This window comes from Micromonospora inyonensis, assembly GCF_900091415.1.
GTDB lineage: Bacteria > Actinomycetota > Actinomycetes > Mycobacteriales > Micromonosporaceae > Micromonospora > Micromonospora inyonensis.
Window position 1 is genome coordinate 2,282,570 of sequence record NZ_FMHU01000001.1, and the last position, 15,692, is coordinate 2,298,261.

Annotated in this window: 11 protein-coding genes; 2 read left to right on the plus strand and 9 right to left on the minus strand. The window is 68.7% G+C overall.

The window, feature by feature from the left end; genetic code table 11:
• The first annotated feature begins 55 nt into the window (after positions 1–55).
• Both GA0074694_RS10275 and GA0074694_RS10280 read left to right on the plus strand, forming a co-directional pair.
• Complete coding sequence (locus GA0074694_RS10275) at positions 56–1,567, plus strand: RNA-directed DNA polymerase (RefSeq protein ID WP_091456105.1); 1,512 nt, start codon at positions 56–58, stop codon at positions 1,565–1,567.
• A complete protein-coding gene (locus GA0074694_RS10280) occupies positions 1,564–2,157 on the plus strand; it encodes a hypothetical protein (protein ID WP_141714033.1) in 594 nt (197 codons plus the stop codon). The genes GA0074694_RS10275 and GA0074694_RS10280 overlap by 4 nt, the downstream gene beginning before the upstream one ends.
• Positions 2,158–2,542: 385 nt before the next feature.
• On the opposite strand, the gene GA0074694_RS32745 is transcribed toward GA0074694_RS10280, so the two are convergent.
• From GA0074694_RS32745 to GA0074694_RS32760, 9 genes are all read right to left on the minus strand, one after another.
• Positions 2,543–3,619 carry an HAD domain-containing protein gene (locus GA0074694_RS32745; protein WP_245714629.1) on the minus strand — a complete coding sequence of 359 codons (1,077 nt, stop codon included), beginning with the start codon at positions 3,617–3,619 and terminating at the stop codon, positions 2,543–2,545.
• 157 nt (positions 3,620–3,776) lie between these two features.
• A complete protein-coding gene (locus GA0074694_RS33600) occupies positions 3,777–5,414 on the minus strand; it encodes a VWA domain-containing protein (protein WP_091456112.1) in 1,638 nt (545 codons plus the stop codon).
• Positions 5,415–5,424: 10 nt separating this feature from the next.
• Complete coding sequence (locus GA0074694_RS10300) at positions 5,425–6,525, minus strand: AAA family ATPase (protein WP_091456115.1); 1,101 nt, start codon at positions 6,523–6,525, stop codon at positions 5,425–5,427.
• Positions 6,526–6,885: 360 nt separating this feature from the next.
• A complete protein-coding gene (locus tag GA0074694_RS10305) occupies positions 6,886–7,890 on the minus strand; it encodes a hypothetical protein (protein ID WP_091456118.1) in 1,005 nt (334 codons plus the stop codon).
• A 91-nt stretch (positions 7,891–7,981) separates the two neighbouring features.
• On the minus strand, positions 7,982–8,860 hold the full coding sequence (locus GA0074694_RS10310) for a hypothetical protein (RefSeq protein WP_091456122.1): 879 nt from the start codon (positions 8,858–8,860) through the stop codon (positions 7,982–7,984).
• A gap of 336 nt (positions 8,861–9,196) precedes the next feature.
• A complete protein-coding gene (locus tag GA0074694_RS10315) occupies positions 9,197–11,746 on the minus strand; it encodes a TniQ family protein (RefSeq protein ID WP_091456125.1) in 2,550 nt (849 codons plus the stop codon).
• Complete coding sequence (locus GA0074694_RS10320) at positions 11,743–12,840, minus strand: TniB family NTP-binding protein (protein ID WP_091456128.1); 1,098 nt, start codon at positions 12,838–12,840, stop codon at positions 11,743–11,745. The genes GA0074694_RS10315 and GA0074694_RS10320 overlap by 4 nt, the downstream gene beginning before the upstream one ends.
• A complete protein-coding gene (locus tag GA0074694_RS10325; protein WP_091456130.1) occupies positions 12,837–14,813 on the minus strand; it encodes a Mu transposase C-terminal domain-containing protein in 1,977 nt (658 codons plus the stop codon). Before GA0074694_RS10325 ends, GA0074694_RS10320 begins: the two co-directional genes overlap by 4 nt.
• Positions 14,810–15,676, minus strand: coding sequence for a TnsA-like heteromeric transposase endonuclease subunit (locus tag GA0074694_RS32760; RefSeq protein WP_342670931.1), 867 nt, complete (start codon positions 15,674–15,676; stop codon positions 14,810–14,812). The genes GA0074694_RS10325 and GA0074694_RS32760 overlap by 4 nt, the downstream gene beginning before the upstream one ends.
• Positions 15,677–15,692: the final 16 nt, after the last annotated feature.

Genomic DNA, 15,692 nt, shown 5'->3' on the forward strand with positions numbered 1-15,692 from the left:
GTAGGTCCGCGTTGGCGCTCGCTACGAGCGACAACGAAGTTCTACAGTCGTCCTCATGCAACCCCTGCCGCAGGATCTCATCAGCCGTTTGCAGCTGCAAAAAGCCATACACATGGAAGCTGGCGAAAGCCGCGAGCTGATGCCGGCCGAGCCGGGCTGGGAGAGGCTAGTACGGCATCAGAAAGATGTGCAGACATGGGTCAGTGCGCAACTGCGTGCCGGCTATCCGACCTCCCGAGATGTCGTTGTCGGAGCTAGGAAGGCCGGACATGGCGTGCGGCCGGTAGCAATCATGCACCCGCTTGACCGAATCGTGTACCGAGCGTTGGTCGAGCTGATCACCGCAGGCCGCGCAACGGTTGACCGCTCGCGAGAACAGTACGAACAATTTATCCTTGCTCCGGTCAAATATTCAATCTTGGAATCTGGAGGGAATGCGGCAAGGCAATGGCGGAGTGACGTCGAGTATATCGTCAAGACCGATATCGCCGCCTTCTACCAGTACATCGACCATGAGATTTTAGCCAACGAACTGCTGCTTCAAGCAGGTGAGTTCGAGGCAGTCAGTGCTCTCACGAACCTTCTCGCCGAGACACAGGGCAGACGGTTCGGAATTCCCCAGCAACTTACCGCCTCCCACCAGCTTGCAGAGTACTATGCAGATATTATCGAGCGCCGCATGATCCGAAACGGATTCGCCATATGGCGATTTAATGACGACTTCCGCATTGCGGCCTGCAACTATCCTGCTGCGCTGGCGGCCATCGACGAAATTTCTTCGGTCAGTCGGGAAGTCGGACTTACGATAAGCGAGAACAAGACATCGACGCCGACATTCGAGACGTACCTCCGGGACACAACCGGACTAGCCGTCAGCGATCCAATTCCACAAGAGATAGGCGTGATCGACTCTATAGCTGACTATTTTGGAGAGGATGTGGATCAACCCGATCCGGTCGAGGCCTATGACATCCTTGGCGGTGCTGGCCTCACCGACGATTCACCCATCGATCTCCGCCGGCCAAGCAGCCAGGATGTCCGGTCACTGCGACGCGCAATCGCAGCCCTCGCCTACCGTGGAGACATATACGGACTCAGTGACGTGGTGCGCGTTGTGAGCTACGTCGCCGCGTTGACCCCTGCGGTCGCGAAGTACTTGATTGAGTTGGACAACAGTCCTGAAGTGATCGGCGTCCTCGATATAATCATCGACGAGGTTTCCCTCAACGAATGGCAGAAACTCTGGTTCATTCAAGCAATCCACCAACTCGGTGCCCTTTCGCCTACGTCAGCCGGCAAGTCGGAGCGGCGTTTGGCGTGGGCTCGAGGGCTGGCTTCTTCCGATCGCTCGTACGCGGTACGAGCGCAGGCGGTGGCAGCCTTGGCCAGCAGTGCTCGCATAGGCGCTGAAGAGATTGAGATGTCGATGCGCGATTCGCCGACCTGTCTTGCCGCGTGGCACCTTGCAGCTCTGGGTGACTTAGCCCCTAATGCTGACGCCAGATCGCGCAAGATCATAGATGCGGCCAAGAGCGAGTCGAAGTTCAACACCTGGATACTCGGATGACGGGCCGTCACGTTCCGCGCAACTCAACTGAGGCGGCGATTCGCCTCATACGCCTTACGGCTGCCGACATACAATCCGCCATGGTCCGTGTTCCGGTTGGCAGGATCGTCCGCGCGACCTCGGTCTTCGGTAGCGAAGATTTGGCCGATGCACTGAAGCAAGCACATTACCTCCGCCTGGTTAGCATCGCCGAGATCTATACTGACGTCCTCATGTCAGAACTCCTCGGCGAACGCTTACCCACCAACGACGAGCTGATCGCCAAGCTTATGGCAACGGCTGAACTTGCGTCGTCGTCAAGCTGGCCTCGGCGCAGCGAGTTCTTCAACAGACTACATGGAATCAAGTTGGATGAGTTCGATAGGAACGCCGAGCTAAATGCCGCTAAGCGTGTGCGGAACATCGTAGCTCACGGCCTGGGTCGCATTACCAGCAAGGAGATGGAGAATTCACGCTTAGGTAGCCAGCTGAGTTTGATAGGCGTGCGAATTCAAGACCGTAGAGTGATTATTACAGAGCAGAGTCTGGTGACTCTATCCAAGCTTACCATTGACTATATCACGTGGCTGGACGAGAAGGCAGGCGCCTAACGGAACCGCGAGTATCGACACTGGTGCAGACGCCGAAAGTTCGTATCGATACCCGACTTCTGACCTACTCGGGCAGAAGCGAAGGATGTACTAATCTCGGCAGATCCGGACGCCGGACCGTACGTTGCTGGATGGTCGCCCGTTACGCAACGTAACCAACCGGACGGTCTGGCTGGGCCTACAGCGTAACGGTAGCCGATCAGCGGGAGGCCCGCTAATCCATGCAGGCGTTGTACGTCAAGTCGTACCCGTTCCTGCGCCGGAGTCGGTACGCCGACAAGGGCGTGTGCGATGAAGCAGACAAACGCGAAAGGGACCGGCTTCTTGCTTCGAGCATCGAGGGCGGGGCTGGGCGTCGGCGTGCCCAGCCCCGCCCTCGATGCCGTCAGTCCGCCGATGCCGTCCGAGGCTCAGCGGACATAGTGGCGTCGTCTCCCGTCGTTGGGGAGCCGTCGGTCTGGCCTGTGTTCCAGCTGGGTGGGTCGACCTCGATGAACCCGAAGATCCGTTCGATCACCTGGAGTGCCTGGGTGGAGTAGCGGTCGGCGAACCCTCGACAGATGGCGGGCTTGACGTCCGGGTACCGGTGGTGGGGGAGGGTGTCGTGGCAGACGATGAAGGATTCGTTGCGCCGGGCTTGATTGACCAGGTCGCGTAGGCGGCCGTCGGAGAGGCGCATCAAGTTGCCGGGGCGGAAGACGCAGGTGGCGCACTGTTTGGACAGCAGTCGGGATTTCCGCAGCACCGGATCGCCCACACTGAGGTCGTACCCGTCGTCGCGCAATTCATCATCGCCTCGTCCAAGCGCTGTCCAACCGGTCGCCGTATCACCTGGCCTCCGCGACGGCTCCTGGGAGGCGGCTGCCTGGTCAAGCCAGTGGATGACCTGGTCGATGTGTTCGCGTTGCAGGCCGCTGGCGCTGTTGACGGGGACCAGGAGGGTGGCGCTGCCGCGTGCGGTGCGGTCAGCGGCCTCGACGGGGTCCCGGCCGCCGAATTCGTTGTCGAGGACGGCTACCGGCCGTGTACCGATGGCGCGGTACAGCGCGGCGAGTTTGAGTTGGCGGCCGAACCGTATGCCGCCTGGTCCGGCGTCGATGACCGGCAGGTCGGCGGGGAGGCCGAGCCGGGGTCCGATCCAGGTGGCGGCGATCTGGCCCCAGCTCGTGCACCAGACGAGGTCGGCGTTGGAGGTGAGTTCGTTAAGCCAGGCGCCGTGGTCGGGGTGTAGCCACACGTCGCCGGAGACGTGTTGACCGGTGGGGCCGGGTCCGTCGTAGCGGTGCGGGCGGTAGCCGAGTTGGCGGGCGGTGGGCGGGTGGTCGGGGTTGAGGACACCGTCGACGTCGATGGCGATCACAGGTCGTGCCGGGTGGCCGGGGTGTGGCAGGGGTTCGCGGAACCGGGGGTACACGCGGTCGCGGGGATTGGAGGTGGGAAAGGGCAACGTGGCGTCGGGCATGCTGCTCTCCGTTTCGAGGTTGCGAGAGGCCGTTGGGGTTTGTGGGATGGCGTGGGTCCGGCGGCTGGTGGCCGGGTAGGCGGGATCGGCTCCCGACGAGGTGTGGGGAGCCGATCCCGCTGCGCGTGTGACGGTTGCCGCGTGACGGGCGCTCGGCTCAGGCCTTGGTCAGGGCGTCGATGGCTGCTTGGCCGATGAGGTTGACGCAGGTGGTGGGGTCGTCGACCGTGATGGTGATGGTGGTGGTGTTGTCGTAGACCTTGGCCGGCCAGCTTTTGTGGTCGGGTGCGAGCCAGAGCACGGCGCAGCCGGTGTGGTGGAGTCGGGTGATGGTGGCCTGGGCTTCGTCGGGGTTGACGTAGTGGCCGTCGGAGACGACGACGAGCAGTCGTGCGGTGCCGGGGGTGGTCAGGTGGAGGAGCCGGTCGGCTTCGGCGCAGGCTTCGACGAAGCGTTCGGTGCCGGCGTCGGCGCGCATGTCGCGGACCTTGGCGGGGCGGCGGCCGGGTGGGATGAGGACGGTGATGCGGTCGCCGAAGGCGAGGGACGCGGTGGTGGCGCTGGCGCGGGTGGCGGCGTGGGCGAGGATCCACGCGGCGGAGGACATGGGTTTCGCGAAGTCCCGCATCGAGCCGGACGCGTCGATGAGAATGCCGACGGTCAGCTCGGGATCGGGGACGGGGCGTCGTACGGTGCGCTGCCACGGTTGGGCGGTGGGGATGGCGCCGCTGGCTCGTTGGGCGGCGAGGGTGACCGCGGCGCGGGTGCGTAGCCGTCCGGGCGGTGCGCTGCTGGGTTCACGGGTGCGGGCGGGTTCCCGGTGTCGGGCGCGGCGTAGCAGGGCGGTGAGCCGGTTGGCGGCCTGGCGTTCGGCGTCGCGGGCGGCGCGTTCGGTCCAGGTGATCGGCATGTCGGTGTCGACGTGGATGCCGGGCTTGTCGATCCGGGGTTCGGCGCTTCCCGGGTGTGGGTAGTCGGCGGGGTTGTGGAGGATGGCGTCGAGGGCGCCGGCGATGGCCGCCGCGATCGTGCTGGTGGCCGCGTCGTTGGCGGGTAGGCCTGGGGTGCGGGTGGGGTCGATGCCGAGCAGGCGGCACCACCGCTCACCGAGGTGGATCATTCGTGTCGTGTCGGTGTCGTCGACGGTGTGGGCTTCCCGCCAGATGTCGCGTAGTCCCTTGAGCAGCTTGCGGCCGAGGATCTTGGTGATCGCGCGTCTCGGCTCGCGGACGTCGCCGGGGTAGAGGATCTTCGCGTCGATGCGGGCGAGGAGGAGCCCGGCGGCGTAGGCGGCGCTCCACTTCGTGTCGGTGCGGGTGTCGGTGGGGTCGATGATGCTGGTGACGGCGCGGCGTAGCCACCGCCGGTCGCGGGGCCGGGCCGCCCGGTAGCGTCCTTCGATCCGTGACTCCTCGAGCAGGAGCGCGGCTTCACGGACGACGGGCGGCACCGATGGTGGTGGATCCCAGTGGGAGTGGATGACGTGGGCGACCTCGTGCAGCAGGACGCCGTAGGCGACGGGGACCTTCGACCGGTGGGCGGGGCGGCGGGGGTCGGCGATCGTCGGGTCGGGGATGAGGTCGGCGTCGATCTGGATCTGCGCGGTGGCGGGGTAGCTGAGCCCGGGCGGGCCACCGGTGGCGGGGGCGACGGTGACGGTCGCGTCGGGTCGGCTGGTGAGCCGGGCGGCCTGTCGGGTCCAGGCCGCCGACCACGCGGCCCAGGGTGAGGTCGCCAGGGTCGGGGAGACGGGGCCGGTGCCGGAGGTGCTCAGGTGCGCGGAAACGCTGGTCATGGCGGGGTCCTTACTTCTGCTTGCCGAGGGTGAGCGGGGTGATGGTGGCGCCGCGGTAGGCCCGCTGGAGGGCATCGACGACCGCTGGGCGGTCGGGTTCGGGGGCGATCGCGGCGAGGTTGGCCACGGCGGCGGCGAGGCCGAGGCTCGCGGTGATGCGCTTGAACGCCAGCAGCTCGCGCAGCTGAGGCGCCCAGTCGATCTCGTGTTTGCGGAGCCGCTGGTTGAGGGTGACCGCCGCGTCGATCGCGCCGTTCGGGACGCCGAGGGAGCGGGCGAGGTCGAAGTCGGTGGTGACCTCGATGTGCACGGCGAATCGGGAGGCGAGGGCTTCGGTGAGGATGGCGCCGTGGACGCCGGGGTTGTGGCCGGCGCAGACGAAGAACCCGTCGACGGCGGTCACGACCTCGTTGTGGTGGGCGGCGATGGTGATGGTGGCCCGGCCGTCCATCGCCGGATAGAGGGCGGCGAGGACGCGGGGTGGGATGAGGGTGGCGTCGTCGATGAACAGGGCGCGGCCCTCGCGCATCGCGGTCACGAGCGGGCCGTAGGCGAACTCGAAGCCGCCGTCGGGCAGCGGGACGTAGTTGCCGACGAGGTCCTCGACGGTGGTGTCGCCGTGGCCGGCGACGGTGATCGCGTCGGCGTAGGCGGCCTCGATGAGGCTGGTCTTGCCGGTGCCGGGTGGCCCGTAGAGCAGGACCGCGATGTTGTCCCGCCGCAGCCGGCGTAGCACTTCGACGTCGGTGCTGTCGCCGAGCTGGCGGGGCAGGTACCAGATACCGTTCGGCCGCAGCACCGCGCCGGGACGCGGCGGGACAGGACCCGTGGGGGCAGGTGCCGGCGTGGTCGGTGCCGTCGGCGTGGGGGCGGTGGCCTTGGGGGCGCGGCTGGCGCCGGCTCCGGCCGTGAACGCGTCGATGCCTTCGGCGGTGATGGTGTACCGGCGCGGTGACCCGGTCGACAAGGTCGCCCATTTCCGGTCGACAAGGCGGTTCAGCACGGAGCCGATCGCCCCGGAGGAGCGTCCGGGCAGTTCCCTGCCCAGGTCGGTGATGGAGAAGGCGCGGTGCGGTTCGGCCGCGAGGAGAGCGAGGACCGGCCCGAACATGGGGCGCGGCCTGGCCTTCGGCTTGGCGGGTCGAGCGGGCGAGGTCACCGGGCACCTCCGACGATGGCTGCGGTCGGCGTGCAACCGATACCTGCGGTCTCGGAGGTGATCAAGTCGCGTCCGCGCAGCTCCGGCACGGGCGTGTGACCGGTCAGGGGATGGCGGATCGTGGTGCGGGTCAGGTGTGACATGGGGTGCTCCTGGGCGAATGAAGCCGCCGCGCGCCCCTTCCCGGGGCGCGCGGCGGCATAGGTGAGCCACAACGGGCGGGGAGAGCGCGCGGAGCCGTCATCGGCTACGCGGAGCGGTGCTCAGGCCGGGGCGCCTACCGTTTGGCGGCGCAGTTGATCTTCGAAGCGCCTAGAGAGTGGGTGGCCAGGGCGCGCGGCGCCTGCTCCAGCCGATCTCTTCGGCGTAGCTTTCCGAGGAGTGGCAGATCCGGCACGACATGGTGGTGTCGGTGCCGTATCCGGCCATCGACGGCAGTTCCTCGTATGTGATGTCGTAGCCGGTCGCTCCGCACACCGTGCACCTGCTGCCGTCGTGCCCATTCGGCTCGAACACGTCCGGGTCGTGCTCGTGCGCGCCTCGTGTGCGGTTGGGCGGCTGGGTGGGTGGGGTGGCGTGGCGCCAGGGCCAGCGGTCGTCGGTGAGGCGGTACCAGCCGTCGGGGTCGGCGGTGACGTGTCGCATCCCGACCGCCGACGACTCATCGCCGGGGACGGGGCCGGCGGGCGTGGCGGGCGCGCGGACCATCAACACTTCCATGCCGCTGCCGTAGTCCCGCAGTGCCAGCAGGTCGGCGTCCCGCCCCGGGGTGTGGGCGGCGCGGGCGTCGGCGTCGGCGGCGATCCGCTGCACCGTCGCTTTGGTGAAGCGGGCGATGACGGAGCCGTTGTGCTGGTAGCCGTGGGCGATCTGTCCCGGGTAGGGGCCGAGGTCGCCGGCGGTGAGCCAGGCGGGGCTCCAGACCGCCGTGTCCGGCACCGTGTCGGTGTCGTAGGCGCTGGTGGTGTGCAGCCGTGGTGGCGTCGATACGTCGGCCACGAGCCACCGGTGTCCCTGCTGCGCGGCGGCGCGTAGCCGGTTCAGCACGCTGTCGTGGTTCGGGTCGGGCTCGGTCAGGGGCTGCCGGTACAGCGGCCACGGCTCGTCGGCGGGCGGTGGCCCGTCGATGTGGGTGGCCGCGATGGCGAGGCTGCGGGGGCGTGGCGCGTTGACCGGGGTGAACCACAGCCGCCCGGTGTTGACGTCCAGGACGAGCCACGGCTCGGGCGGCTCGCTCGTCCTGACGGCGTGGTCGACGGTGGTGGTCTCTTCGGCCTGCTGGAGGGACCTCCGCAGGTCGAACCAGAGCTTCCTCACGTGCTACTCCTTCTGCAGTTGGAAATGCCCTCGGCCGGACGGCCGAGGGCAACGGAATCGGGTGGTGCCTGCCGGGTGGCGGGCGAAGCGGTCACGCGGTGGGGTGCGTGTCGCCGTCGAGCAGGGCCGCGCAGCGGGCGGCCACGCCGTCCTCGACGGCGGTGGTGAAGCCGTCGCGGGCGGCGTCGATCGCGGCGGCCTGGTCGGCGTCGGACAGGTCGTCCCATTCCGGGGCATCGGGTGGTGCCTGGATGCGGTACCGGTCGGCGTCGTAGCCGGCGAGGTCGAAGGCGGGCAGGAAGTCGAGGACGGCGGGGTCGCAGGCGTCGATGCCGGCCAGCACGGTGCGGGCGACGGTGATCGCGTCGCCTCGGCTGGAGCCGCCGATGGTGTACTGCTCCCACCAGGCGGCGGCCTGCTTGCCGTCTTGCTCGCCCGCCGCGCGCAGCGCCTCCAGCACCTGGGACCACTGGTGGTCCCCGGGAGGGGGCGGCGGGGACTCCCGGTCCCGCTCGGCGAGTGTGTACGGCCACGCCGGGGTGGCGGGGTCGATCCAGTCGGCGGCGAGCAGCACACCGTCGCGGCGGTACCGGCTCGGCACGATCCGCTCGTTGGAGGCGACCTCGCGCAGCCAGGCAGCCAGCTCGGCGCGCATCGCCCGGCCGGAAACGGCGTACCGTGCCCGCGCTTCGCGGGCCTGCCGCCGGGCTTCCTCCGTCGCCGATCCGTTGAAGACGTGGTGTGCCCGGATGAGCCGGTCGTGGTCGGCGCGGGTCATCCAGCCGGAGTCGCTCCGGGTGAGCAGGCGTCGCAGCGCTTCGCCGTAGAAGTCGTCGCCGGAGAGGACCGGCTCGCGGTCGCCGTGGATGAGCCGTGCCTGGATCCCCTGGAATCGGCGCCCGAGATCGGGCCAGTTCGTCGGTTCCTCGTCGCTGCGAGGGCTGGTGTCGTGCTCGTTGGGGTCGGGCATTCGTTGGGCTTCCCTTCTTTGAGTGGTTGCGGGGCGAGCCCGTGCTGGGCCCGTCTCGCCGGTTCGTGGTGTCGGTACGGCGTCCGCCGGATCAGTGGCGGACGATCTCGGGGTGGCTGTTCCACCGCGCGTCCTCGTGGGTGATCCCGCTGTTCCTCTCGCAGAAGGTGCGAGAGGATCCGTTCGGACCGGGCGGGAACGCGGGGTGGGCGACTGGGCCAGCCGATCAGGCGGGCGTGTAGGTTCTCGTTGATCTTGTCGGTCCGTAAGGCGGGTGACCTGGGCCGCGGTGGTGGCGTCTCATCGTTCTGTCGCTGGTTTTGTCTCATCGGTTTGTCACTTTCTTGATGACCTTGAGTTGGCGACCGCGTTGCCGGGCTTGGGTGGGGCGTAGTGGTCGAGGAGTTGTCGGACGTCCGGCTCGGTGAGTAGGTCGAGCAGGCCCGCTCCGCGGGCGGTGATTTTCATGGGCTGGTAGCGGTTGTCGGTGCGGTCGATGAGGGCGGCGCCGATGTCGGCTTCGAGCCGGTTCAGTTGGTGAAACAGGTTCTGGTGGTGCAGCCCGAGCGTGGTCGCGGCGGTGTTGATGCTGTCGTGGGCGCTTACCTGCTCGAAGCGGCGTAGTCGTTGCCAGCCGTGGCGTTTGCCTTCGACGGCGTGTCGGATGTCGGTGGGCAGGTGGGGGTGGCGACGGGTGGAGACGGTGTGGCCGGCGGATCCTGTCGCGCGTGCCGGGATGCCGAGGCGTTGGCGGTGTCGGCGGACGGTTTCGTGGCTGATGCCGAGCTCGGCGCCGATGTCGCTGTTGGTGCGTCGCAGGGTGCCGGCCTGTTCGCGTAGCCAGTCGGGATCGATGAGCGGTTGGCGGGCGGCGGTCTGCGCTGTCCGCGGGCGTGGGGTCCGGATGGTGCTCCGGGAGGGCCGGAGGGCCTCTGATCGGTTCGTGGCGTTGTCGTCGAACTTCCGGGTGAGCAGCTCGGCGGCCCGTTCGCGTCTGCGTCGTGCTGCGGTCTTCGAGGGTGGCTGGGCGAGCGGGTCCGGTGGCCGGTGGAGCTGTTGTTGGGCGTAGCGGACGTGTTCGGCGGTGACGCCGAGGCGGCGCGCGGCGGTGGTGATGGTGACGTGCTCGACGTCGAGGAGTTGCCGCAGGGCGGTCAGGTCGATGTCGTGGGGTTCCCGGCCGGGCAGAGTCAGTCCGGTGACGCAGTGGGCTGGGGGGCTCCAGGTGAGCGGTTCGTCGATGCCCGCGGTCTGCAGCAGTTGCGCGCCGTGACGGTGCAGTGCTGCGCGCAGCGGTGTGTTGAGGGCGCGGTGGAACTGCTGGAGCCCGGTCTTGGCGGCTGCGGTGGTGAACGCGAGCCGGTGTCGACGGTTGTCGAGGTCGGCGCCGGTGAGGAGTTGGTAGAGGTAGCGGCGGGCGCTGCGCAGGCGTCCCGCTCTGCCGGGGTGGCTGCCGGTCTGGTGGGTGAGTTCGCGCCATTGCGTCTCGGTGAGGGTGACGTCGGTGAAGACGGTTCGGCGTCGCCGGTAGTCGATGGGTGAGCCGTGGGTGTCGAGGTAGTCGGCCAGGGCGCAGATGGCGGTCAGGGTGTCTGGATGGTGGGCGGCGCGTTCGCTGAGGAAGATGCTGGTGTTGTTGCGCCATGCGGTCAGTTCGCCGGTGGCGTGCAGGTTGCGGACGGGGTTTCCGGGGATCAGCAGCGCGTTGGCGATGTCGATGGCGACGTCGGTGGCGTGCGCGCCGTGTGCTGGTAGGAACCGGATGAGCCAGTCAGGCCACAGGTATTGCGGGATCCACCGGGCTCGGTCGGATGCCGGTAAGTCCGGCTGGGGTGCCCGGGGCGTGGCGGTGCGGGTGCGGTAGCGCAGCCGCTCGGTGACCGGTAGCTGCCCGTCGATGCACTGCAGCACTTTGTGTTGCAGGGGTTGCGACAGTCCGGTCAGGCGCCGGTGCGACAGGATCATCGGTCCGCGGTCCGGTCGTGCGGGCGTGCTGCGGGGTTGGGTGTGGACGTCGCGGAGCAGCGGCGCGAGCCGGTGGCGGCGGTCGTCGGCCTGTTCGGCGGTGATCAGGTCGATGGCTTGGCAGGTCAGGGCGGCGGCGATCAGCGCGCCGGTGGGGTGGTGCAGCTTGATGGCGTGGTTGCCGTCCCGGTAGGTGATCATCGCGGTGACGGTGTCCTGGCCGAGGTGGCGTAACTCGTCCGGGTCGATGCGGTGCCGGAACCAGGTGGCGAGGGCGTCGAGGTCACGCAGGTCGGTGACCGCGGCCGGGTCGGTGCGGTCCAGGCGGTCGTTGACCCACGCCTGAGCGGACAGGCGCGGATCGCCGCCGGACAGGGCCGGCGCTGGTCGGGTCAGCAGGTCGCCGTTGCAGCCTCTGCTGTGCCGGGTGGCGCCGAGCGTGCAGTGGGTCGGTGGGGCCAGGCCGGCTCGTTCGGAGATGCCGCTGCGCGGGACGCGCTGGCAGTGGGGGCAGAGCACCGCGAGCAGGCATCGGTGGGCGAGGCAGGCGAAGGTGTAGGGCAGTTGCCACCGGATCAGCCACTGGCCGTCGGACTCGTGCAGGCAGGCGGGGCAGAACCGGGAGCCGGGGATGGGTTTCCAGCCCAGCGCGTCGAACTGGTCCAGCACGGCGGCGTCGAGTGCCGCATGCGGTAGTCCGGTCTGGGCCTCGACGCGGCGTAGCAGGCTGGGCGGCAGCTTCCAGCTCAGGGCGTAGTTGCGCCAGACGCGCAGCCGGTCACCGAAACCCAGGGTCGGCGCCAGCCAGAGAAACGGCAGGCCGTTGCGGTGGGCGAGCCGGAACAGCCACGAGTCGAGGGCTTCGCCGGTTCCGAGGCCGACGCGCAGGGGCAAGGTGCGGGCGATGTCCACGGCGATCACCCGGCCTCGGCCGGCGCCGGGCGGCGGGGACGACGGCTGGCGGACAGCGTGGCCTGCAACTGGTGGCGGGCGGCTTCGGAGGCTTCGTCGATGCGGATCGTGTCCAGCAACGCCTGGTCGAGGGTTTCCTCCCCGCTGCGGATCGCCTTGTAGCAGCCGCGGGTGATCAGGGTGATGAACGAGCCGATGTGCCCGCTGCTGCGGGCGAACAGGTAGGTCTCCAGGTCCGAGAGCATGCCCGGACGGGCGTCGGCGAGCACCAGCTGACGTTCGGTGGCCTTGAGCAGGCTGCGCCAGTGCCGCCGTCCGGCCTGACCAGCGACCTGGAACGGAGGCAGTTCCAGCCGGGTCCACCGGCGGGCGGTCTGCGCCATGACCGCGCTGTCACCGGTCAGCCCTTCAGCGAGCAGCCGCCGTTCGGCCAACCCGACCCCGGCGTAGACGAACGTGACGGGCAACTCGTTGGCCAGCCACTTCAGGTGGTTGGCCACGTCGACGCCGTCGCGGCGGTTCGGGTCGATGAAGTGCAGGTCGTCGATGATCCCGACGCGGGTGTGGCAGGACAGGACGCAGTCGACGGCGAAGCTGGCCAACTGCGCGGCGTTGGCCCGATCGGTGCCGGGGTGGCCGTAGAACTCGCAGATCATCCGGTTCAGCGTCCGCAGCGTGGTCCGGGAGGTCAGCCCGACCCGGAACACCGGAAGACGTTCATGGCCGGCGTTGGTGCGCTCGCCGTGGCGGCGTCGCTGGGCGCGGTCGAAATCACGGGCGAACGTGTTCGCGATCGTGGTCTTGCCCAAGCCCGGCAGCGCGTCGATCACCGCCGCGCCGCGCACCCGGTCCGGGTCCTGCCGGTTGGTCGCGACGATCTGGTCGAGCTCGTCGTGGATCCCGGCCAGCTGCGGGGTCTTGATGGTGCCGAAGTTGGCGTGCCAGTCATGCCGGGCGTCGTCGTAGTCGGCCCGGGCATCGGTGCCCAGGCGGCGTAGCTGACCGGCGGTCAACGGATCAGGACGCACCCGTGCGGCGGCGTCGACCCAGCGACGCCAACCCTCCTTGCGCGACAGCGTGTAGAGATCCCCGGCGCCGGTCACGACAGCACCTCGAACGCGTCGTCGTAGAACCCGTCGTCCAGGTCACCGTCGTCATCGTCGCTGTCGGCGAACACCGCGCAAGCCGGCGCCGCCCGCGGCGCCGGGACCGGCGGGTCAGCGGCAGGCAGCGCCGCGTACTCAGCCGACAGACGCACCGCCATGCGCCGTTCGCGCCGGTCGGTCACCAGACCGGCGTCCCAGCGGTGCAGCAGCTCCACCATCGCCTTGGCCGGCTCGAACCCGCCGTCGCCAGCGACCGCGAGGCGTCGGGCGTGCGCGGCGGCCTCCGCCGAGAACGGGGTGTCCAGCAGCGGCCCGTGCTCCCAGTCCAGGCGATGCCATCGCTGGTCCGCCGGGTCCTGGAACCAGGCATGCCGCACGTCGTCCGGGTTGACCCGCACCGGCCACTTCCCGGCCAGCACACCACCATAAGGGCTGCGGGCGTTGCGGTAGCCGTCCAGCGCAGAACCGTTGTAGCGCAACCCATGCACCTCGACCCCGTAGTGCTGGATCGTGCGGACGACCACCGGCAGGAAATCCAGCGCCAGCCCAGGGGCCGCCGGGATCCGCAGCAGACCCGCCTTGCCGACCCCAACGGCGAACATCTCCGCCGGGGACAGTTGCAGGTGCGGCCATTCAGCCACCACCAGGCCGTCGTGCTTCGCGCGGTGATAGACCGTCGCGATCCACTCGCGGATCACGTCCTCCATCTCGTGCAGGAACAGGAACGCCTCGTCCTCGACCCGCTCCCCCCGTGCGTGGATGTCCGGGCCCTTGTAGGCGGGCAGATGCTGGGTCAACCCCTCCCGCAAGGTTCGGAAGAACCGCTCGACCGTGGGCTTGTCAGTCGGCTTGTGCGGCTGTGCCGGTTGGATGGAGATCCCCAGCCGGGTGCAGACCGCGATCACGTGCGCGGACAGGAAGACCTTGCCGTGATCGACCACCAACGTCTCTGGCGCACAGACCGGCCCATCACCAGCCGGCATGCCCTCGTCGAAGACCAGGTTCTGCGGAACACCGTGATAAGGCCACGCCCCATCACCCGGCCACGACATCGGCGCCGGCCGGCCCGCGACGCTCTCGTAGAGCACCCCAGCCACGTCGACCGCCTTGGTCGACACCGCGGTCACCCGCAGCCCGACGACGCAGCGGGTGAACAGGTCCAGGGCGACCGTCAGCTGCGCTCGCACCCACCGGCTCGTCACCGGCTCCATCGCGAACACGTCCAGGTCCTGCGTGTCGAGCACCACGTACTCACCCGGCCGGGTCGCCCGCAGCCGACCGTAAGCGCCCTGCGGTCGGTCCGCGATCGACCGGCGGCCCTTCGCGCTGCCCGCAACCGCGTTCGTGCCCTTGGCCAACTCCGCCAGCCGCCGATAGGCAGTCGCCCGCGACGGCCGCGGAACCACACCCGCCCCGTGCCGCTCGTCCAACAGAGCCGACACAGCCGCCAGCAGCGCCGACCGGGTCGGTGTCGAAGCGTTCACCTTCGCGGCCATCACCGCGCGGACCGCGTCGTCCCAGCGGGGATCCACCCGGCTTCCCAGACCGCAGATCACCCGGGTATCCACCAGACCCGCCTCGCCGTCACGGCGGTAGGCGGCGACCCACCGCTGCACCGTACGAACCGCAAGCCCCAACTCCGCCGCCTTGACCCGCAACCGATCCCGCAGCGGCGACCCGTCCTCGATCAAGACGTCACGGACATGCCCGGCCCGCGCGGCGACCTGCTCCACCTGGGCCCTGGTCAGCCCCGCCAGAGTCGTCCCGACACTGCCGGCCGCCAGCGTCTCCTCCGGCGCCTCGGTCGCTGCGCAGCCGGCCACGAACCGAGCCAGCGTCAGCGTGCGGAACCGGCCCGATCGCTCCTCCCGCACCGTCACCCCGACGCCATCGAACTCGACGACCCGCACCACGTCACCGTCAAACAGCACCTGCGCGCCCACGCGCACGCTCACCAGGTTGCCGTTCACGGCTGCTCCGTCCGCCAGACGAGCGACCCGGCGCCCAACGGCACCGACAGGTCACCACCGAGCTGCCCTGACCACAACAGATGCAGTAACACCGGCCGTATCCGTTCCGGCGCCGCGATCGACCGCGCGAGCCGTTCGACACCGCCGACGGTGACCTGACCGTCCACCATGTCGAGCACCGGCGCGCACAAGCCGCCGTCAACGGTGAACGGACGCCGATACCCCGCCAGGAACCTGATGTTGGCCAGCCGGACCGGATCGATCTCCGACCACACCTCGAACGTCCAGCCACGTAGCCCGACAAGCTCCGCGGTCCAGGCGAACACCTCCCGCACCACGGGATCCGCCACCCGGTGGGCGGGTTTCACGTCCACCACCGTGACGCGGCCATCGCGGTGGCCGAGCAACAGATCCGGGACATGCCGCCGGTCCCTATCACCGACCCGTCCCCGGACCTGGAACGGCTGCGCGACGATCCCGCACACATCGGGATCGAAATCAGCCAGCAGAATCCGTGCCAGCTCCAGGCGGCTCTCGTACGCGACATGCCCACCCGTCGTGGCAGACCAGTACCACCCCGAGTAAAACGTGCGACCCTTGTACCAGCGGAACTCTCGCACCGGCCGTGCCGCCATCAACTCCGTCAGCGACACCCGACCCAAAGCAGCAGTCACCAGGTCCTCGCCCGCAGCAGGGCGATACCACACCTCAACAGAGGAAAGGCGATCTTCAACATCGATTGACATGACCGCAGGATCGACCGACGAGAACATCAACATCCCCCGCCACGCCGAACACGTCTCAGAGACATGTCGCAAAGTGACACGCCGAGTGACAGATCGATGAGACAGTGCAAGATTCATTGAGAACCTACAGGGC

Coding starts and splice junctions, on each gene's coding strand:
- GA0074694_RS10310 (WP_091456122.1), bottom strand. CDS start 8,860: ATGCCCGACCCCAACGAGCACGACACCAGCCCTCGCAGCGACGAGGAA.
- GA0074694_RS32745 (WP_245714629.1), bottom strand. CDS start 3,619: ATGCCCGACGCCACGTTGCCCTTTCCCACCTCCAATCCCCGCGACCGC.
- GA0074694_RS10280 (WP_141714033.1), top strand. CDS start 1,564: ATGACGGGCCGTCACGTTCCGCGCAACTCAACTGAGGCGGCGATTCGC.
- GA0074694_RS33600 (WP_091456112.1), bottom strand. CDS start 5,414: ATGACCAGCGTTTCCGCGCACCTGAGCACCTCCGGCACCGGCCCCGTC.
- GA0074694_RS32760 (WP_342670931.1), bottom strand. CDS start 15,676: ATGAATCTTGCACTGTCTCATCGATCTGTCACTCGGCGTGTCACTTTG.
- GA0074694_RS10300 (WP_091456115.1), bottom strand. CDS start 6,525: ATGTTCGGGCCGGTCCTCGCTCTCCTCGCGGCCGAACCGCACCGCGCC.
- GA0074694_RS10275 (WP_091456105.1), top strand. CDS start 56: ATGCAACCCCTGCCGCAGGATCTCATCAGCCGTTTGCAGCTGCAAAAA.